16 protein-coding genes and 3 pseudogenes are annotated in these 20,240 nt (G+C 62.5%); 8 read left to right on the plus strand and 11 right to left on the minus strand.

Annotation, left to right across the window (positions count from 1 at the left end; genetic code table 11):
- The first annotated feature begins 42 nt into the window (after positions 1 to 42).
- Entirely contained in the window at positions 43 to 1,077 is a 1,035-nt protein-coding gene (gene yhjD / locus EHW12_RS10045; protein ID WP_050654860.1) for an inner membrane protein YhjD, read from the plus strand.
- On the opposite strand, the gene EHW12_RS10050 is transcribed toward yhjD, so the two are convergent.
- Entirely contained in the window at positions 1,074 to 2,387 is a 1,314-nt protein-coding gene (locus tag EHW12_RS10050; RefSeq protein ID WP_083197715.1) for a D-alanyl-D-alanine carboxypeptidase family protein, read from the minus strand. The two genes, yhjD and EHW12_RS10050, sit on opposite strands and share 4 nt — an antisense overlap.
- A gap of 103 nt (positions 2,388 to 2,490) precedes the next feature.
- On the opposite strand from EHW12_RS10050, the gene EHW12_RS10055 reads away from it, so the two are divergent.
- Both EHW12_RS10055 and EHW12_RS10060 read left to right on the plus strand, forming a co-directional pair.
- Positions 2,491 to 2,889, plus strand: a complete 399-nt coding sequence (locus EHW12_RS10055) for a hypothetical protein (protein ID WP_021343646.1) — start codon at positions 2,491 to 2,493, stop codon at positions 2,887 to 2,889.
- Between the two features lie 121 nt (positions 2,890 to 3,010).
- Positions 3,011 to 3,583, plus strand: a complete 573-nt coding sequence (locus EHW12_RS10060) for a dihydrofolate reductase family protein (protein WP_003940686.1) — start codon at positions 3,011 to 3,013, stop codon at positions 3,581 to 3,583.
- Between the two features lie 62 nt (positions 3,584 to 3,645).
- On the opposite strand, the pseudogene EHW12_RS10065 reads toward EHW12_RS10060, so the two are convergent.
- From EHW12_RS10065 to iolC, 8 genes and pseudogenes are all read right to left on the minus strand, one after another.
- Positions 3,646 to 5,150, minus strand: a pseudogene (locus tag EHW12_RS10065) (CoA-acylating methylmalonate-semialdehyde dehydrogenase).
- A gap of 24 nt (positions 5,151 to 5,174) precedes the next feature.
- Complete coding sequence (locus EHW12_RS10070; RefSeq protein WP_054188146.1) at positions 5,175 to 6,059, minus strand: sugar phosphate isomerase/epimerase family protein; 885 nt, start codon at positions 6,057 to 6,059, stop codon at positions 5,175 to 5,177.
- Positions 6,060 to 6,061: 2 nt separating this feature from the next.
- A complete protein-coding gene (locus tag EHW12_RS10075; RefSeq protein ID WP_007727372.1) occupies positions 6,062 to 7,102 on the minus strand; it encodes a Gfo/Idh/MocA family oxidoreductase in 1,041 nt (346 codons plus the stop codon).
- Between the two features lie 26 nt (positions 7,103 to 7,128).
- On the minus strand, positions 7,129 to 8,034 hold the full coding sequence (locus EHW12_RS10080; RefSeq protein ID WP_007727370.1) for a sugar phosphate isomerase/epimerase: 906 nt from the start codon (positions 8,032 to 8,034) through the stop codon (positions 7,129 to 7,131).
- A 52-nt stretch (positions 8,035 to 8,086) separates the two neighbouring features.
- Positions 8,087 to 10,042, minus strand: a complete 1,956-nt coding sequence (gene iolD, locus EHW12_RS10085) for a 3D-(3,5/4)-trihydroxycyclohexane-1,2-dione acylhydrolase (decyclizing) (protein WP_007727369.1) — start codon at positions 10,040 to 10,042, stop codon at positions 8,087 to 8,089.
- A 14-nt stretch (positions 10,043 to 10,056) separates the two neighbouring features.
- Positions 10,057 to 10,928: pseudogene (iolB, locus tag EHW12_RS10090) on the minus strand (5-deoxy-glucuronate isomerase).
- 21 nt (positions 10,929 to 10,949) lie between these two features.
- A pseudogene (locus EHW12_RS10095) lies at positions 10,950 to 11,848 on the minus strand (aldolase).
- Positions 11,841 to 12,845, minus strand: coding sequence for a 5-dehydro-2-deoxygluconokinase (gene iolC, locus EHW12_RS10100; RefSeq protein ID WP_193604587.1), 1,005 nt, complete (start codon positions 12,843 to 12,845; stop codon positions 11,841 to 11,843). Before iolC ends, EHW12_RS10095 begins: the two are co-directional and overlap by 8 nt.
- A 199-nt stretch (positions 12,846 to 13,044) precedes the next feature.
- On the opposite strand from iolC, the gene EHW12_RS10105 reads away from it, so the two are divergent.
- The 5 genes from EHW12_RS10105 to EHW12_RS10125 all read left to right on the plus strand — a co-directional run bounded on the left by EHW12_RS10105 (position 13,045) and on the right by EHW12_RS10125 (position 18,486).
- The gene (locus tag EHW12_RS10105) at positions 13,045 to 13,782 is read left to right on the plus strand and encodes a GntR family transcriptional regulator (protein WP_003941006.1); all 738 of its coding nucleotides are present in this window, start codon (positions 13,045 to 13,047) and stop codon (positions 13,780 to 13,782) included.
- A gap of 106 nt (positions 13,783 to 13,888) precedes the next feature.
- Positions 13,889 to 15,037, plus strand: a complete 1,149-nt coding sequence (locus EHW12_RS10110) for a Gfo/Idh/MocA family oxidoreductase (RefSeq protein ID WP_021332507.1) — start codon at positions 13,889 to 13,891, stop codon at positions 15,035 to 15,037.
- Between the two features lie 30 nt (positions 15,038 to 15,067).
- The gene (locus EHW12_RS10115) at positions 15,068 to 16,450 is read left to right on the plus strand and encodes an MFS transporter (RefSeq protein WP_125050561.1); all 1,383 of its coding nucleotides are present in this window, start codon (positions 15,068 to 15,070) and stop codon (positions 16,448 to 16,450) included.
- A gap of 121 nt (positions 16,451 to 16,571) precedes the next feature.
- On the plus strand, positions 16,572 to 18,008 hold the full coding sequence (gene iri, locus EHW12_RS10120) for a rifampin monooxygenase Iri (protein WP_083057744.1): 1,437 nt from the start codon (positions 16,572 to 16,574) through the stop codon (positions 18,006 to 18,008).
- A gap of 58 nt (positions 18,009 to 18,066) precedes the next feature.
- Positions 18,067 to 18,486, plus strand: a complete 420-nt coding sequence (locus EHW12_RS10125; protein WP_241199138.1) for a hypothetical protein — start codon at positions 18,067 to 18,069, stop codon at positions 18,484 to 18,486.
- A gap of 39 nt (positions 18,487 to 18,525) precedes the next feature.
- Here the strand turns inward: EHW12_RS10125 and EHW12_RS10130 are convergent, their stop codons facing one another.
- Entirely contained in the window at positions 18,526 to 18,843 is a 318-nt protein-coding gene (locus EHW12_RS10130) for a hypothetical protein (protein ID WP_241199139.1), read from the minus strand.
- Between the two features lie 61 nt (positions 18,844 to 18,904).
- Positions 18,905 to 20,089, minus strand: coding sequence for a phytanoyl-CoA dioxygenase family protein (locus EHW12_RS10135; RefSeq protein WP_083057749.1), 1,185 nt, complete (start codon positions 20,087 to 20,089; stop codon positions 18,905 to 18,907).
- Between the last annotated feature and the right edge of the window lie 151 nt (positions 20,090 to 20,240).

Genomic DNA, 20,240 nt, shown 5'->3' on the forward strand with positions numbered 1-20,240 from the left:
ATTCGGACTCACGACGCCTGACCGAACATGAGGGGGACGGCAATGGCTGACACGGACGACGACGCACCGAGCTTTCTCGAGAAGCAACGGGCAGCGCGACCCTGGCTCGATCATCTGGTTCGCGCGGCCGGACGGTTTCAAGAGCAAAAAGGCGACTATTACGCTGCTGGTATCACGTACTTCAGCGTTCTCGCGTTGATTCCGATCATGATGGTCGCGTTTGCAGTGGCCGGTTTCGTATTGGCCGGGCATCCCGAGTACCTGGAGTCGATTCAGGAGCAGATCACCAAGAGCATTCCGGGCAGCTTGGGTGACACCATCAACACGCTGATCGATTCGGCCATCGACTCGCGCGCGAGCGTCGGAATCTTCGGTCTCCTGGGTGCCGCGTACGCGGGTCTCGGTTGGATGGCAAACGTTCGCGACGCGCTGACGGCGATGTGGGAGAGCAAGCGCGAGCCGAAGGGTTTCGTACGTACCAAACTTGGTGACGCGGGGGCCCTCGTCGGTCTGGCTCTCGCCATGGTCGTCTCACTGGGAATGTCGGCGCTGAGCAGTGGGCCGGTTGCGACTCAGATCGTGAAATGGCTCAACCTCGAGAACATCACCGGTGTCGGCGTGGGGCTCAGAGTCATTTCACTGTTGCTCTCACTCCTGGCGACGTGGGCGGTGTTCCTGTGGGTGATCGCCCGGCTGCCGCGCGAGCCTGTCACGCTGCGTAGCGCTGCGCAGGCAGCGCTTATCGCCGCAGTTGTGTTCGAGATCTTCAAGCAGGTGGGTGCGATCTACCTCGCTGCCGTCACCAACGGACCAGCGGGCGTGGCATTCGGTCCGATCATCGGTTTGCTCGTGTTCGTGTTCACGGCGTCACGGATGCTGCTGTTCTGCACGGCGTGGGCGGCGACGACCAAGGAAAGTATGGCCCTGGCGTTCGTTCCGCCGCCGGATCCCGCCGTGATCTCGCCGCGAATCGTTGTCAGTGACGGTGCTTCACCGTCTCGCGTGGCTGCGCTGATCGCCACGGGTGCGGTTGCCGGCCTGGGTCTTTCGGGCTTCATGCGTCGTCGGCCGCGCTAGCGCCTCCGACGGTTGAGGGCAACGGCTCCCGCCACCAGCGCGATCACCACTACTCCGCCGACCGCACCGATGAGTATGCGGTCAGTGGTGTCGGATTCGGCGTCGGTAGCGGTGGGTGCAGCCGAGATCGAGCCTGGTGCAGCGGCAGACGGTGTGCGAGTGACCTCGGGCGAGGCATCGTCGGTGGATCGGTCCGTCAACGAGCCGACGGTTGTGCTCGCGGGGAGTGCATATCCGTAGTCGAGTAGACGGGCAGCTTGTTCCCAGGGACGGATCGGCTTGGCTTCGCCGCCCATCAATGTCACCAGTAGTTTCCGGCCGTTACGCTCCGCGCCACCCACATACGTGTGGCGGGCGTCGTCGGTGAAGCCGGTCTTGCCGCCCAATGCGCCGTCGTAGTTGTAGAGCAGCTGATTGTCGTTGGCGAGAGTGAATCCGGGGCGGTCCTGATCGTCGGGAATCGTCGGATCCTTGGGGAAGCCGGGAAATTCGACGGTCTCGGTATGGATCAGACCGGCAAACGTCGGATTCTGCAGGGCGGTATGGAAAATCACGGCCAGGTCGTACGGCGAGCTGCTCATCCCCGGGCCGTCGAGTCCGGATGGAGTTGCCGTGCGAGTGTCGAGGGCGCCGAGTTCGGCCGCGAGCGCGTTCATTTTCGACACGGCTGCAGCGTCACCGCCGAGTTGGCGGGCAAGAGCATGCGCGGCATCGTTTCCCGACGCCATGACCAGACCCTGCATCAGTTGCCGGTTGGTGTACTTGCCGCCCTTGCCGATGCCGACAGCGCTACCTTCAGCGTCCGCGTCTTCGGCCGTTGCGGTGATTTCGGTGTCGAGATCGAGTTCGTCGAGCGCGACAAGAGCCAAGAGCATCTTGATGGTGCTGGCCGGGCGGTAGCGACCGTGCGGATCTTTGGCGGCGAGGACCTCGCCGGTTTCGGCGTCCGCGAGTACCCATCCTGATGCCGCGATGTCGGCCGGGAGCGGGGGAGCGCCGTCAGGGAGCACAACACCGCACTCGCCGAGCTTGTCTCCACCGACGGGGCTTTCCGGAATCGGGACAGCAGTCGGGGCCGTGGATCCGGGCGCGGGTGCTTCGGAGAGATCGATCGCCGGTGCCGGGCTACTCGTGAACGGGCAGCTGTCGGTGTTGGGTGTTGTGAACGGCGCTTCGGTGGTGGTGGTGGGCGGCGGCGGGGCCGGTTGGGCGCCGGCCACTCCCGAGGTCCCTACGACACCGGTAAACGCAATGCTCCCTGAGAGCACTGTTCCGGCTACTGCCACTGCACACTTTCGACGCCACATCATCGATATACGAGGGTATGCGAACCTGAGGGAACGTCCGAATCGCCACGCAAGCAGAGGGATCGAAAACAGGCGATTCGGTTTGTACATCGGTCATAGTGGACGGATGAACTTCGCAGGCACGCGTGGACGCCAGACGCTCGCGGCAATGACGCTCGTTGGAGCATTGACCGCTGTCGTCGGATGTTCCGGCGATTCGGAACCGTCGGCCGAGAGCCAAATCTCTGCGGTCGTCGGTCAGAGTTTCGAATTCATGGCCGAAAGGGACTGGGAGGCAGTGGACAGCACTCAATGCAGTTCGATGCGCAGCGAGAGTCCGCGAGTCGAAGAGTCGCCGTTCGACGACGCACTTGCCAGTCTGAGGCTGGACGGAGTGGAGAACATCGTCGTGAACGGGGATTCGGCGACAGCCAACACTCGCCATTACAGCACCGAGGATCCGTCCGAGATGATGCGCGAAGACATCACGTTGATCAAGGAGAACGGTGCCTGGGTTGTGTGCTGACGTCTTTATGTGGTGACAATCGGAGATCGCCGCCGATGAGTTCCACCACCACGCAGAGTCTGTAACAGTGGGGTAGTCGGCTACTCGAATGGCGCACACGCACTGACGACAGGGGATCGGTATGGGCAAGATCGTGGTGACAGAATTCGTGTCCTTGGACATGGTGATGGAAGCTCCCGGTGGCGAACCGGGTTATGCGCACACTGGATGGGTCTTTCCGTACCAGGAGGGCGATCAGATGAAGTTCAAACTCGACGAAACCCTCGCCGCGGACGTCCTTCTGCTCGGGCGGCGGACCTACGAGAGCTTCGCCGGTGCCTGGCCCGAGCGCGAGGACGACCAAGGCTTTGCGGACAAGATGAACGAGATGCCCAAGTACGTCGTCACGAGTTCGACCGAACCGCTCGAATGGAACAACTCGACGGCGCTCGACGGTCCCATCGAGGAATCTGTCCCGAAGCTCAAGGAGCAGATCGACGGCGAGATCCTGGTCGCGGGAAGTCGGACGCTCGTCCACGCGTTGTTGCTGGCCGGTCTGGTCGACGAGCTTCGTCTGATGGTCTTCCCGGTCATTCTCGGGTCCGGCGGGAGAGTGTTCCCCGAATCGGCCGACAAGATCGTCCTCGAGTTGAAGGACGATCGTCGGTACGAATCCGGAGTTCAAGTACTGACGTACCACCCCACGGTCACGTAGACCTCTCGAAAACATCTGTGGCCGAGACTCTTCGAGAGTCTCGGCCACAGATGTCTTGCCGGCTAACTGTTCTCGGGGAATCCGAGGTTGATTCCGCCGTGGCTGGGGTCGAGCCAGCGACTGGTGACGGCTTTACCTCGCGTGAAGAAATGAACACCTTCTGTCCCGTGAGCGTGGGTGTCACCGAAGAGGCTGTTCTTCCAGCCGCCGAAGCTGTAGTAGGCCATGGGAACCGGGATGGGGACGTTGATGCCGATCATTCCGACCTCCACCTCGTTCTGGAAGCGTCGGGCAGCGCCGCCGTCGTTGGTGAAGATGGCGGTGCCGTTTCCGTACGGGTTGTTGTTGATCAGTTCGAGGGCTTGGTCGTAGGTATCGACACGCACGACGGACAGGACAGGTCCGAAGATTTCGTCGGTGTAGATCGACATGTCGGTGGTGACGTGGTCGATGAGGGTGGGCCCGAGCCAGAAGCCGTCCGGTCCACCATCGGCCTGAACTGTGCGTCCGTCGACCACGATCGTGGCACCGTCCTTCTCGCCGGCATCGACATAGGACGCGACCTTGTCGCGATGGGCCTTGGTGACGAGCGGACCCATGTCGGAGTTCTTGGTGCCGTCACCGGTGACGAGGGGAGTGGTGCGTTCGACGATCTTGGCAACCAGTTCGTCGGCGATGTCGCCGACTGCAACCAGGGCGGAGATCGCCATGCATCGTTCGCCCGCGGAGCCGAATCCCGCGTTGACCATTGCGTCGGCGGCGAGGTCGAGGTCGGCGTCCGGCAGAACGATGGCGTGGTTCTTGGCGCCGCCGAGTGCTTGCACGCGTTTGCCGTTGGCGGTGCCGGTGGCATAGACGTACTGGGCGATGGGGGTGGATCCGACAAACGAAATCGCTTTGACTGCTTTGTTTTCCAGAAGTTCGTCGACGGCGAGCTTGTCACCTTGGAGGACGTTGAAGACGCCGGGGGCAGACCGGCTTCGGCCCAGAGTTCGGCGAGCCAGATCGCCGCGGTGGGGTCCTTCTCCGAGGGCTTGAGAATCACGGTGTTCCCGGCGGCGATGGCGACCGGGAAGAACCACATGGGGACCATCGCGGGAAAGTTGAAGGGCGAGATGATGCCGACGGGGCCGAGGGGTTGGCGGATGGAGTAGACGTCGACCTTGGTCGATGCATTCTCGGTGTATCCGCCCATGAGGAGATGCGGTATTCCGCAAGCGAATTCGACAACTTCCTGCCCGCGGCTGATTTCGCCGATGGCGTCGGAGAGAACCTTGCCGTGCTCGGCTGTGATGATCTCGGCGAGTTCACCTTTGCGAGCGTTGAGGAGTTCGCGGAAGCTGAACAGTACCTGTGTGCGCCGGGCCAGTGAGGTGTCACGCCAGGCGGGGAAGGCCGCCGCAGCCGCGTCGATGACAGCGCGGGCGTCCTCGAGGTTCGCCAGGGCCAGTCGGCCGGTGATCTGTCCGGTGGCGGGGTTGGTGACGGTGGCGGTGTCCTCGGACGTTCCGGCGAACGGCTTGCCGTCCAGCCAGTGCGCGATGACACGAGTATCAGTGCTGGTCATGGTATTTCCTAGTGGTCTGGTGACTCAGGAGTTCGGGGAGGTGTACTTGGCGACGTAGTCGTTCATCGTCTCGCGCTGGTACCGGGAAACCTCGTGCGCGTTTTCGTTCTCGGCGAAGACGCTCGACACCATCACGGTGTTCTCACGTTCGTAGAAGCCGAGTTTGCCGAGACCGCCGAAGAATTCGTCCCAGTTGACGTCTCCGTCACCGATTTTGAGATGCTGATGCACTCGAACGGCATTGCCTGGCGGGTTGGTGATGTAGCGCAGTCCGTGGGAACGGTGATGATCCATGGTGTCCGCCACGTGAACGAGTCGGACCATGTCGCCGGCGGCCTCCATGATGGCGGGAAGGTCCCCACCCATGTGGAATTGGTGGCACGCCACGATCACCATGCCGAGGTTCTTGGAGTTCACACCACGGATCGTGCGGATCGCGGCTAGTCCGTCTTCGACAAAATCGTCCGGGTGGGGGTCGATCAGGACGTCGATTCCCTCGCGTTCGATGATCGGAACCAGTTCCTCCATCGAACGATAGAACGCACGCTCGGACTCTTCGGCCTTTTCGGGGCGGCCGGAGAATTCGGTGTTCATGACGTTGACACCGAGATCGACCGTGATCTGGATGGCCCGCTTCCAGTAGCGCACGGCTGCTTCGCGAGCGTCCTCGTCCGGGCCGGACCACCGAAGGACCGGGAGCACCGACGCGATGCCGACTCCCGCACTCGCGCAGGCCTTCCGGAACTCGGTGACGAGCGCGTCGTCGGCTTTCGGGTGATTGAAGAACGGGATCATGTCGACGTGCGGTGTGAGCTGCAGGTACTCGTACCCGAGATCGGCAACAACCTGAGGTAGCTCGAGTAGTGAGTAATCGTGATGGAAAGGTGTGGGGTCGAGTGCGACCTTCATCGCTAAGCTCCGGCCACAGAGTCGCGCGCAACCATGTCCACGACGACGCGCTGACCCGTCTCCAGAGACTTCACACCGGCGGCGCAGACAGCGGCCGCGGCGTACCCGTCCCAAGCACCTGGTCCGTCGATGTAGTTGCCGGTGCCGGCGCCCGTCTTCACTGCCTTGATCCACCGGGCGAACTCGGTGTCGTAGGCCTGCCCGAAGCGTTCGCGGAATCCTGGGGTGATCTGCCCACCCCAGTTGCCGGGCTTGGTCTTTCGGATCAGTCCCACGTCGAGTCCGATCATCGCGCTTCCGAGTTCGCCGACAACTTCGGTGCGCACCTCGTAGGCAACTCCGGTGGTGACAAACACCTCGGCGTCGACGTGTCTGCCGGACTCGGTCTCGAATATCGCGATCTGTGGGTCTTGAATGCCCTCGGGAGCAAGCGAATTCGCGGCCGGTCGGATGATCTGCACTGAGGTGATCTCTTCGTCGAGCAGGAATCGTGTCACGTCGACCTCGTGGACGAGTGAGTCCTTGACGATCATCGCGCTGTCGAAGCCGTTCGGAACCGCAGGATTGCGGTGAGCGCAGTGCACAACGAGAGGGCGACCGAGATCGCCGCTGTCGATCAAATCCTTGAGCTGGGTGTATTCGTGGTCGAACCGGCGCATGAAACCAACCTGGATCAGTCTTTTTCCCAGCGCTGCTTCGGCTTTGACGATCGTGAGCGAACTGTCCGCGTCGGTGGTCAGCGGCTTTTCGCAGAGAACAGGCTTGCCCGCTTCGAGGCAGGCAAGAACCTGCTTCTCATGGGTCGGGCCCGGGGTTGCGAGAACAACGGCGTCGACGTCCTCGGCTGCGATGGCATCGAACGGATCGACGACGACGCGCGCCCCTGGCGTCAGTGCTGCGATTTCCTCGGCGCGGGCGAGAGAGTAGTCGTTGACGACGGTGACGCGGGCACCGCCGATTTTGTTGGTGATGCGGTCGACGTGATCGGCCCCCATGATGCCGACGCCGAGCACTGCGATCCGGAGATCCTGGTTGTCAGACATGCGGTGGTACTCCTCGATTGTGTTGCTCAGTTGAAACGGACGGCGGGGACGCCACAGGTGGACAGGTATTTCTGAGTGCGCGCTGCGATGGGCAGCGGTGTGTCGGGATGGCAGGGATACATGTCCTGCTCGACGATCGCGAACACGTCGATGCCGAGCTTCTCGATGGCCTCCAGAAGCGGCGGCATGTCGGGGATTCCGCGCGGCGGTTCGATCATGGCACCGAGTTTGACGGCCTCACCGAACGGCAGGTCCTCCGCCTCAACCTTGGCGACTATCGCCGGATCCACCTGTTTGAGGTGTAGGTACCCGATGCGCTCCGGATGTTTGTTGATAATTGCGAGATTGTCGCCGCCGCAGTAGCTGATGTGGCCGGTGTCGAGACACAGATTCACGAAACGCTCGTCGGTCCCTTCGAGGAACTTGTAGACGTTGTCTTCGATGTCGACGTGACTGTCGGCATGAGGATGGTACTGCGCCATGACGCCGTACTCCTCGAGCATTGCCTTCCCGAGAGCGTTCATGCCGTCGGTTTTCTTACGCCACTGCTCGGGCGTCAGATTGCGGTCTTCGAGTACCGCTCCGGTGGAAGGGTCGCGCCACATCTCAGGGATGACCACCACGTGCTTGCCGCCGACGGCTGCGGTCAACTTGGCGACGTCCTTGATCTGATTCCAGACGGCATCCCAGGAATCGTCCTGGTGCAGGTGTTCGAAAACGGTACCGGCCGAAAGCTTCAGGCCGCGGGCGCCGAGTTCGTCCGTCAACTTGGCTGGATCGGTCGGAAGGTATCCGAACGGGCCGAGTTCGATCCATTCGTATCCCGACGCGGATACCTCGTCGAGGAATCGTGTGTAAGGGGTCTGCTGTGGATCGTCCGGAAACCACACGCCCCAGGAGTCGGGGGCTGATCCGACGCGAATCGCGCTCATGTCTAGATTCCTTTCGCGGGCAAGCTTTATGGGGTGTGGTTGTGCGGAATTTTCATTCGGATGGACGGAGGTACGGTCGCTGGATCTTCTTCCAGGACTCGTAAGTTGTCCGTGCCTTCTTGGTGGACTCCAGTTCGGAGGTGGCCGATACCGGTACATCCCACCAGGATTCGCTGTCCGGGGCGCCGATCAGCGGATCGGTTTCGACGTGGATGACGGTGCTGGTGTCGCTTGCTTTGGCAACCTTGATCGCGTCGGCGAACTCGGCAGCGGTGTTGGCGCGGATGACGTCGACACCGAGGCTGGCAGCGTTCGCGGCCAGATCGACCGGGAGAACCCCTCCGTCGAGACGTCCGTCATTCGAGCGGTAGCGGTACTGCGTGCCGAAGCGCTGGGAACCCAGCGACTCGGACAGTGAACCGATGGAGGCAAATCCGTGATTCTGCACCAGGACGACGATGACCTTGAGGCGTTCCTGTACGGCGGTGACCAATTCGGTGGCCATCATCAGATAGGAACCGTCTCCGACCATCACGAACACGTCGCGATCGGGGCACGCCATGCGGACGCCTAGACCGCCGGCAACTTCGTATCCCATGCACGAGTACCCGTATTCGACGTGATACCCCTTGGAATCACGGGTTCGCCACAGCTTGTGGAGGTCACCCGGCATGGACCCGGCAGCGCACACCACGACGTCACGTGGATCGGACAGTGTGTTGACCAGGCCGATCACCTGATTCTGATTCAGTGACCCGTCGGCAGCGGGTTCGGCTGGGTTGTAGACGGATTCGACGATCGCATCCCAATCGCGAGCGAGGTCACCGATCCTGGACGCATATTCGTCGTCCACCCGGTAGTCGTTCAGTGCAAGTGCCAGCGCGTCGAGTGCCTCACGTGCGTCGGCGACAACGCTGACTCCGCCCTGCTTCACGGAGTCCAGTGATGCGACGTTGATGTTGACGAAGCGAACGTCGGGATTGGTGAACGCGGTGCGGGACGCGCTCGTGAAATCGCTGTACCGCGTACCGATTCCGATGACGACGTCAGCCTCGGTGGCCAGTGCGTTTGCAGCCGTAGTGCCGGTGGACCCCACCGCCCCGACGGATTGTGGATGGTCGTAGACCAATGAACCCTTGCCGGCCTGGCTCTGCCCCACGGGGATTCCGGTCTGCGCGCAGAACGCTGCCAGAGAGTCGGTGGCCTGGCTGTAGATCACGCCGCCGCCGGCGACGATCAGTGGCTTGCGAGCCGAGCGGATGATCGCGGCGGCGCGTTCGATCACCGATCGTTCGGGGAGCGGGCGGGCCACGTGCCACACCCGTTCGGCGAAGAAGGACTCGGGCCAGTCGAAAGCCTCGGCCTGCACGTCCTGCGGGATGGCGATGGTGACCGCGCCGGTCTCGACGGGATCAGTGAGAACGCGCATCCCGGCGAGCAGAGCGCTCGGCAACTGCTCCGGGCGCCATACCCGATCGAAGTATCGTGAGACGGGTTTGAAAGCGTCGTTGACTGTGACGTCGCCGCTCGACGGGAGTTCGAGTTCCTGTAAGACGGGGGCACTGGCGCGGGTCGCGAAAGTGTCTGCGGGAAGGAGTAATACAGGTAGACGATTGATGGTGGCCAGTGCCGCGCCGGTGACCATATTGGTGGCACCGGGGCCGACGCTGGACGAGACCGCCCACGTCTGCAGGCGGTCCTTCATGCGGGCGTGCGCGACAGCCGAGTGCACCATCGCCTGTTCATTGCGGCCGAGCACGTAGGGGAGTGTCGGCTCACGGCCGGCGTCGAGATCCTGGATCTCGGCCTGCAAGAGTGCCTGCCCCAGTCCGGCGACGTTGCCGTGCCCGAAGATTCCGAAGCAGCCGGCGAACAGCTTGGTGCGCTGGCCGTCGCGTTCGGTGTACTGGTTGGCGAGGAAGCGGACGACAGCTTGAGAAACGGTCAGGTATACGGTCGGCTCGTCGCGAGGTGGACGATTGCCGGTTGCGTTGTTGGTGGGTGCCACAGCTTTCACTTCCGTCAGTTGTGGGACTGCAACGGCAGTCGAGGGTCGATGTCCTGGTGATCCCAGCTTCCACGTAGCCAGGTGTGTTGCGGATCGTCACAGATGTTCCACGCCCGGATCTCGCCCGAACCTGCCATGACATTGAGGTAGTACATGTGGTGGCCCGGCGCTGCGATGGACGGGCCGTGATAGCCGTGCGGCACGAGGACGACGTCGCCCGAGCGGACTTCCTCGAGCACCTCGATAGGTCTCTCGGCGGTTCCGTACACGCGGTGGTAGCCGAAACCTTCGGTCCCGGTGGGGCTTCTGTCGATCTCGAAGTAGTAGATCTCTTCCAGGGCCGATTCGACGTCGCTGTTCTCGTCGTGTTTGTGGCTGGGATACGACGACCAGTTCCCGCCGGGGGTGATGACCTCACACGCGATGATGGAGTCGGCCTCGAAGGTGTCTGCAGTGGCGAAGTTGTGAACCTGTCGGCTGCAGTTCCCGGCGCCGCGGAGCTCGACCGCAACTCCTGAAGCCGGACCGTAGCGATGGGGAGCTTGGCGCCGGCGCGCGCTCCGCACAGGGCGAAGCGGCCTCCGCCCGTGCTGCTGACCGAGTAGTCGGCGTCGCGACCGACGTACGCGAAATCGCTCGGACCGTCGAAAACCGATGCGCGGCCGGTCAGGGGAATCTCCGTCCCCTCGGCAACAACCACGGCCGAACCCGCCAGTGGAACGACGATGATCTCGTTCTCGCCGGACTGCAGGTGGACGTCAGCGCCAGGGGCGAGTTCGAGTGTCCACAAGCTGGATTCGGTCCACCCGGCGGACTCCGGCGTGACCACTGTCGTGAAATCACCGTCGGCGGACGATCCGGCGGGGACGTAGTACTTGCTGAACATCTTGCTCCTGCCAGGTCGGTTCTAGTGGACGAGCTTGACTGCGGTGTCGACGGCCGCGGTGACGTCGCCGTCGGGTGGGTAGAGCAGCGCGCGTCCGACGATCAGTCCGCGCACGGACGGCAGCTGAAGTGCAGCGTCCCACTTTGCGTACGTTTCTTCCGGCGCGATCTGCGGATCTCCCCCAGGAGGAGCGTCGGGAGGGTGGTCGCATCCATGACGCGTTCCATCTCGTCGACGACCGGCAGTTTCATCCACGTGTACGCCGAGGTGGAGCCGAGACCTTGGGAGATGTGGATGGATTTGATGACGGCGTCGGGGCTGAGATCGTTGACGACCTTGCCGTTCACGCGGCTGGAGAGGAACGGCTCGAGCATCGCGATCAGTCCGGCCGCGGCCAGTTCGTCCACGGCTTCGGCACATGCCGTCATGGTGGGCAGTGTGCCCGCGTCGTCGAGTGCGATGCGTAGCAGCATCTTTCCGCCGTTCATTCCAAACTTCGCGGTGCCCGCCGCGGTATATCCGGTCATGCGGTCGTCGAGTTCGAAGCTCGCGCCTGCCAGGCCGCCGCGGTTCATCGACGAGAAGACGACCTTGTCGTCGAGGGCGCCGAGGAGGAGCAGATCGTCGAGAATGTCCGCGGTGCCGAGAACGCCGTCGACTCCGGGATTGTCGAGCGCAGTGCGTAATCTGTCGAGCAGATCTGTACGACTGTTCATCGCTGTCGGCTTGCCACCGACAGACAGTGCCCCACGGGCCGGGTGATCGGCAGCGACGATCATCAGTCGACCATTGCCTCGAACAGTGGCGCGAGGAGTTCGCGCTGCCCAGGCCTTTTCGATGATCTGCGGATCGCTCGCACGCAGTTCCGTCACTTCGGCGTAGGTGGTGGCGAGGGGGCGGGCGGCGAGCTTGTCAGACATTGACTGCCTCCGTGGCTGTGGCTTCGGCGAGATCGTGGACTTCTTCGGCGGTCGGCATCGCAGTGGAGCATTCGAGCCGAGATGCGACTATCGCGCCGGCCGCGTTGGCGTACCGCAGTACCTTCTCCAGCGGCCACCCGGCCAACAGTCCGTGGCACAGTGATCCGCCGAAGCTGTCGCCTGCTCCCAGCCCGTTGACCACGTCGACGGCGTTGGGCGGCACGGTGATCGACTGCTTTCGCGTTTTGCCGAGTACGCCCTTCGGGCCCTGCTTCACGATGGCCAGTTCGACGCCGAGGTCGAGAAGCGCGTCGGCGGCCTTGTTCGGATTGGTCTCACCGACCGCGATCTCGCACTCTTCGCGGTTTCCGACGGCTACTGTCACGTGCGCCAGAGCGCGCTGCACCTGATTGGTTGCTTCTTGGGGCGTCGACCAGAACATCGGGCGGTAGTCCAGATCGAGGACCGTCAGCGGGCGTCGTTCGCGGGCTTCCCAGGCCGCGAAGTGTGCACTGCGACTCGGTTCTTCGGACAGCCCCGTCACAGTCGACCAGTAGAGGGACGCTGTTCGAACGGCGTCGAGGTCGATGTCTTCCGGGGTGATCCGAAGATCGGGCGCGTGCGGCTTGCGGTAGAAGTACAGCGGAAAGTCGTCAGGAGGGAAGATCTCGCAGAACGTCACCGGTGTCGGGTACTCGGAATTGGTGACGACAAACCTGTTGTCGACGCCCAGACGTGCCAACTCGCGTGTGACGAACTTCCCGAAAGGATCGCTGCCTACGCCGGAGATCAGTGCTGCTCGCCGGCCGAGGCGTGCAGCCGCCACCGAGACATTGGCTGCGCTGCCGCCGAGGAACTTGCCGAACGTCTCGACGTCCTCGAGTCCGACACCGGTCTGAAGTGGGTAGATGTCCACCCCCGATCGGCCGATGGCAAGCACGTCGAAGGGTGCGTCAGGGATGTGTGACCCGCTCTGGTGAGTGTTGATGCTTGTCAAAACTGACTCCCGAGAGTTCGTGGTGGGTTGCCCACGCAGGGCACCGATGTATGACTGAAACTGTGCGCCGCGACACAGCGATTGTCAATAGTTTGTCTGGACATTATGACTTGCGGTCAAGTGAATGTTAGTGTTCGCATACACTGCCGAGAGAAGTAGCGTCGATACGGCGCCTTCCCAAGACAGATCGGAGTTGGCCGTGGTCGCAGCACTCGCCGTCGAGTTGGACCGCTCGAGCCCGGTGCCGCTGTATTTTCAGCTGGCACAGGCAATCGAGGGCGCTATTCTCGGTGGCGAACTTGCCCCAGGTGATCGCTTCGAGAATGAACTGGCGTTGGCCAAACGGCTCAATCTCTCACGTCCGACCACTCGACGCGCGATCCAGGAGCTGGTGGACAAGGGACTACTTGTTCGTAAGCGGGGAGTCGGAACTCAGGTGGTGCAAAGTCCGGTGCACCGCCCGGTCGAGCTCACCAGCCTGTTCGACGACCTCGCGAGGGCCGGCCAGGCGCCGACGACCAAGCTGCTCGAGTTCACGGTGGGAGTTCCCGCCGAGGACGTTGCCGCGGAACTCAACCTCGAACCTGACGCCGAAGTGGCCACCATCAGGCGTCTGCGAAGCACCAACGGCGAACCGCTTGCCGTGATGACCAACTACATTCCGGTGGACATCGCACCCGATCCCGAGGAGTTGGAGACGCAGGGGCTGTACCAAACCTTGCGAACTCGCGGCGTTCACATCCGTGTGGCGCGGCAGCGAATCGGCGCTCGGGCGGCGACTCGCGAAGAAGCAGGATTGCTCGACGAGAAAGTGGGTGCTGCCCTCTTGACCATGAGCCGCACTGCATTTGACGATTCAGGTAGCGCCGTCGAGTACGGCAGCCACTGCTACCGAGCGTCGCGTTACTACTTCGACACCACCGTGGTCGACCGCTAGATCTCGATCCCGGTGACACGAGTACCCGCCTGACCGAGTCAGTGGGGGTGATTTGTGATCCCAGCATTTCTGCGATCCTTCGATCATTTGACCCGAACGGAGCCTCATGACAGGCATTTCAGTAGCAGTTGCCGGATTCGGATGGATGGGCCGCGTCCACACGCAGGCGTATCTGCGTCTGCGGCAGCACTATCCGCAGCTTCCCGTGATCCGCCTGGCCGCCGTCGCCGACGAGGTGCCTGGCAGAGGGGAGGAAGCAGCGGACCAATTCGGTTTCGAAGCTTTCACCCAGGATTGGCGCGATATCGCAGCCGATCCGGCCATCGACGCGGTGAGCATCACGGCCCCGAACTTCTTGCACCGTGAAATCGGCGTCGCAATGGCAGAGGCCGGCAAACACATCTGGATCGAGAAGCCCGTCGGCTTGTCCACGGAAGACGCCAAAGCTGTTGCCGTAGCAGTCTCGAAGGCCGGTGTGCAGTCGACCGTCGGCTTCAACTACCGAAACGCGCCGGCTGTGGCCCTGGCAAAGAGCCTGATCGACTCAGGGGAGTTGGGCACGATCACGCACTCGCGTTTTCGTTTCCTCAGCGACTATGCGGCCCACCCTGAAGGTGCTTTGAGTTGGCGATACGAGCGTGAGCGCGGCGGCGCCGGCGTCCTGGGCGACTTGGCCTCGCACGGCATCGATCTGATTCGTCATCTTCTCGGTGACGTCGACGCTCTCGTTGCGGATACTGCGATCTTCATCCCGGAGCGTGCGCGTCCGTCCGCCGCTACCAGTGGACATGCGCGGGCCAGCGGTGGGGAGATGGGGGCTGTTGAGAACGAAGACTTCGTCAGCGCACTGCTGCGCCTCGGCTCGGGTGGCCGGTGCACCCTCGAAGCATGCCGCGTCGCCGTGGGAGAGCAGAACAATTACGGATTCGAGATTCACGGCACGAAGGGTGCCGTGTTCTGGGACTACCGCCGGATGGGTGAACTGGGCACCAGCCTCGGCTCGAAGTATCAGGACCAATCCGTCACGACGGTTCTGGTCGGCCCCGAGTCCGGTGAGTTCGGCCGCTTCCAGCCTGGCGCGGCCAACGCGATGGGCTACGACGACCTGAAAGTGATCGAGGCTCGCAATTTCATCGCCTCGATCGTGGACGGAGCGCCGCAGGGCGCGACCATCGCTGATGCAGTCGCGTCCGCACAGGCCCTGGACGCGATGGTCGCCTCGGTGACCTCCGGCAGCTGGATTTCTCTCGGCTGATCCACAGCTCCTCCGAAAGGCTCTGGTGCAGTGACATTTCCCCGCGGACTGGCGCTGCTCGTGGCAGCAGCGCTGTTCATGGAGATGCTGGACGCGACGATTCTCGCAACGGCACTGCCGTCGATCGCCCAATCTTTCGGAGTTGATGCCGTCGACGTCAATGTCGCCGTTTCTTCGTACCTCCTGGTGTTGGCCGTCCTGATCCCGGCGAGCGGATGGATGGCCGACAGGTTCGGAACGCGACGTGTCTTCATCTCTGCCATAGCTGTTTTCGCGGTGGCATCGGTGGGATGTGCACTGAGCACCTCCCTCCCGATGCTGGTGGGAATGCGTGCTTTACAAGGGGTAGGCGGCGCCATGATGGTGCCGGTAGGGCGGCTCGCAGTATTGCGGGTGACGTCGAAGGCGGAACTCGTACGGGCTATCGCCTACTTGACGTGGCCGGCGCTCACAGCGCCGGTTCTTGCGCCCGCTGTGGGTGGAGCCATCGTGTCGATCGCTTCGTGGCGCTGGATCTTTCTGATCAACGTTCCGATCGGGATCGTCGGGTTTCTGCTGGCATTGCGCATGGTGCCCGACATTCGGGAGGCGCAGAAACGGAGCCTCGACTGGCTGGGATTGGTGGTGATCGGAGCAAGCGTCGCAGTGCTTGTCGTGGCGCTCGACAGCGTGCACAGTGCCGGAACCGACTGGCTACGAGTGGGCCTCGGGATCGTTGCGGCTCTGATCTTGTTGAGCTTTGCCGTCATTCACCTCGTCCGGTCGGATCATCCGCTCATCGCGCTCGGCGTCCTCCGACTTCGATCGTTTCGGCTCGTCGCGTCGAGCGGCTCGCTGTACCGGCTCGTGATCATGGGCGTGCCGTTTGTGCTGCCGTTGTTGTTCCAAGTGGGATTCGAAATGTCGGCGTTCAAGGCCGGTCTGCTGGTGATGGCTCTGTTCGCGGGGAATATCGCGATCAAACCGCTCACCACTCCGCTCATGCGCAGGTTCGGGATCAGACTAGTTCTGGTGGGAAACGGAGTTCTGTCGGTGGTGTGCTTCGGTGCGCTGGTACTGATCTCGTCGACGACACCGGACGTCGTAATCGCTGTCGCACTGTTTGTCAGTGGCGCGTTGCGATCCATCGGGTTCACCGCGTACAACAGCTTGGCGTTCGCCGACGTCGACTCGGGTGAGCTGACCGATGCCAATACTCTGCATGCAACGCTGCAAGAGTTGGCGTCCGGTCTGGGTATTGCACTGTCCGCTTTGGTGATCACGCTCTGTACACCGTTGGCGGAGTCGGAGGATCTGAGCGGCGGAGTGCCGTTTTCTCTGACGCTGGGTGTTCTCGGGGCCATGCTGGTGCCGACGGTGATCGAGAGTTGGCGGCTCCCACGCGATACGGGTGCTGTGGTGTTGGTGCGCTGATGAAGCGTCTTCCGCCACCTTCATCATAACGCGGGACCCGGGGCTTGCGGCAAGGCCCCGGTGATGGTGCACACTCGTCTGCTGCGAGCAAGCAAAAGCCTTGCCCGAAGGAGGGGATCGCATGAGTGACGTCATCATTGTCGGTGCTGGACCAACTGGATTGATGCTGGCAGGTGAGCTCCGGCTGCAGGGCGTCGATGTCGTCGTCGTGGACAAGGACGAGGAGCCGACTCAGTTCGTCCGTGCCCTCGGCATCCATGTGCGCAGCATCGAAATCATGGAGCAGCGCGGGTTGCTGGACAAGTTCCTCGCGCACGGCCGCAAGTATCCGCTCGGTGGATTCTTCGCGGGGATCAGCAAACCGGCACCGGCGCACCTCGATACTGCGCACGGGTACGTACTGGGCATTCCTCAGCCCGAGATCGACAGGATTCTTGCCGAACATGCCACCGAAGTCGGTGCGGACATTCAGCGAGGGAAGCGCGTCGTCGCGATCCGTCAAGATACCGATAGCGTCACAGCGGAATTGTCCGACGGCACAACACTTCACGCGCGTTATCTCGTGGGCTGCGACGGCGGCCGCAGCACTGTTCGGAAGCTGATCGACGTCGGGTTTCCCGGCGAGCCGTCGAGCGCCGACACGCTGATCGGCGAAATGGACGTGACCATGCCGGCTGATGAACTGGCCGCCGTTGTCGCCGAAATCCGGGAAACGCACAAACGATTCGGAGTCGGTCCCGCCGGTAACGGCGCTTTTCGTGTCGTGGTCCCTGCGGCCGAAGTTGCCGACGATCGCGCAACACCGACCACCCTCGACGACATCAAACAACAGCTACTGGCCATTGCGGGTACCGACTTCGGTGTGCACTCGCCGCGGTGGCTCTCGCGCTTCGGCGACGCCACCCGTCTAGCGGAGCACTACCGGCGCGACCGGGTGTTCCTCGCCGGCGATGCCGCACACATCCACCCACCGATGGGCGGTCAAGGTCTCAATCTCGGTGTGCAAGATGCCTTCAACCTCGGCTGGAAGCTCGCCGCCGAGATCAACGGCTGGGCACCGGACGTCCTGCTCGACACGTACGAATCGGAACGGCGTCCGGTGGCTGCCGACGTTCTCGACAACACGCGCGCGCAGGCGGAGCTGATCTCCACCGCTGCCGGTCCACAAGCCGTGCGGCGCTTGATCTCCGAGCTGATGGAATTCGAAGACGTCAAGCGCTATCTGACCGAGAAGATCACTGCGATCTCGATTCGCTACGATTTCGGCGAAGGTGACGACCTACTCGGTCGGAGGCTGCGGAACATCGCGTTGACGCGCGGCAACCTGTACGACCTGATGCGATCCGGCCGCGGACTTCTTCTCGACCAGGGTGGCCAACTGTCCGTCGATGGTTGGAGCGATCGCGCCGACCACATCGTTGACACAAGCACTGAATTGGACGCTCCGGCTGTCCTGCTTCGGCCGGACGGTCATGTGGCATGGGTCGGGGATTCGCAGGCGGAGTTGGATACTCAGCTGTCCACGTGGTTCGGCCGGCCGGCGACGGGCCCCGTGTGACTCTTCGGATTCGGCAACCGAGCACCGTGGCGACTCGGACGCACTACCGTTGACGACTATGAGGCGAAGGTCAGCACAGGTTGCGGCTGCGAGCTTTGCGGGAGCGCTGCTGCTGACAAGCTGCGCAACCAATGTCGATGTACCGAAAACCTTTGCCGCCACAGTAACGGTGACCGGTCAGGCAAAGCAGGCCGAGACGGGCTCCGGAGAGTGCGTGATCGACTCGATCCGTGTCGCTCCGAACGACCAAATCGATATTTTCGGGGGCAGCGGCGCTGCATCCACAAGGTCGACACTCGAGGTCGAGGCAATCGATCAACTTCCGGACGGAACGAGCACCTGCTCCTACACCGCACATTTTGATGCCGTCCCCGCAAACCAGAGAAACTATGAGGTGCTCCTGCATCACTTTTCTCCGGAGTCCTTCAGCTCAGATGAGTTGGAGAACGGTATCACCTATCAACTGCGCCGGCCCTGACTGAACCAGTTCTCCCTCGCGTTGTATCCGGTCGGACTTTCACTCAGCTCGCTTGGTGGTCCCGTCGCCTCCGCGCTGTCGAGCCTTACCGGGGTTGATATGGAGTCGAACACCCTCGTAGGCGACTGTGTACGGCACATCGTCGTCGTTGTCCGGGTCGCCGGAGTCCGCAGGGTCCGGTAGTTCCGCGATCTGTTCGATGACGGTCTGGGCTCGCGCCGCACCGGGATCGAACATCTCCTGAAACGGCCCGACGAACGACCCCCCAAGCCCGCGGCGCCTTGCCCGAACAGCCGCCCACCCGAACACCGCCAACGGGCCGATCATGGCGAACAGCACTAACAAGTCCCACCCCATGCCACGAGCGTACCGACTGACCGGCATTGGGCGGTCCAAGTCTCGTCAGCGCTGTCGTCCCTCAGGCCATTCGTCTCTCGGACTGTGCCTTCAACAACTCGGCCAGATGGTCAGGCGAGATCCGCTCGCGAACCGCCTCCATCACTAGTTCGGCCTGCGTCTGAGGCGCGAGGCCGTCGATCGGTTGGTCTCGGTCCAGATTGGTCGGGAAGGCGTAGCCCTCAGCGGAAGCGGCGACGGCACAGCGAACGGACTCGTCGGAACCTGCTTCGCTGAGGGCGAGCAGTGCCGGATAGATCGCGTTGACGAGCGCGTCCCGGTCAATGGTTCCGAGGGCGCGACCGAAGGCTGACGACACCTGAAGAAGATTTGCCATGCGCAGGACGTCGGCGGATTTGTTGTGGCCGGCGGCGTGGAACAGTGCAGGGTTGAAGAAGACGGCATCTCCCTTCTCCAAAGGTAATTGGACGTAATTGGCCTCGAAGAACTCCTTGAACTCGGGACGCTCGAACGCGAGGTATCCGGATTCGAATTGTTGGGAGTACGGCAGATATTTCGTCGGGCCCGTCTCGACCGGCATGTCCACATGGGCGACTGCACCTTGCAAGGTGAGGGCGGGGGTCAAGCGATGAACGTGCGCTCGGAACTTCGCAGCGACGTCGCTCGACATGAAACCGAGGTGGTAGTCGCGATGTGGATTCTGTGCGGCGCCACCGGGATTGACGACGTTGACGTCCGACGTCACCTGATACATGGGGCCGAGCCAGGCTTCCGAAGCTAAAGCGACAATGCTGTTTGCGTAGTAGTCGACGTAAGCCTTGGGATCTTCGAGCGCCAACTTCAGTTGTGCTCCCCAGATCCGGTCATTGGCTCCGGGTTTGGCGAAGTGATCTCCGGACACTGCGCCGGCTTCGTGTTGGCGCGCAATGAGTTGCCGGAAGATCTCGCTGGCGCGATCCAGTATCTCCGCGTCGAACGCGCCCTGAAAGACTGTGATGCCGGGGCCGGTGAGTAACGCCCGGGCGATCTCGTCTTGGATCTCGGCCCGGATTTCTGGATTCGACGATTGCTCGACCAATGCTGCCGAGTGGTACAGAAGAACCCCGTCGGCCACTGAATGGGCGTACGGGTAATCGACGGGGTCTGTCTCGTGTGCGACCAAAGCGGCGAAGTCTTCGATGTTGCAGTCTTCTCGGTGCAACCTACCCGCGAACGGCACGGTGTGGTCGGTCAGTGCTGGAGTCATTCGGGGGCCTTCCTGCGGAGTTCACGATGTGCTGTGACTCAAAGACTGCCAAGGAAAAGCCATCGAAACTACCCCTGAAATCCATCAAAAAGACCTCAGGAAGCGCTCCCCGTGGACTCGACCGGTGACGGAAGATCTGCGCGCTACGACG

The sequence above is a fragment of the Rhodococcus sp. NJ-530 genome (genome assembly GCF_003860625.1).
GTDB classification, from domain to species: Bacteria; Actinomycetota; Actinomycetes; order Mycobacteriales; family Mycobacteriaceae; genus Rhodococcus_F; species Rhodococcus_F qingshengii.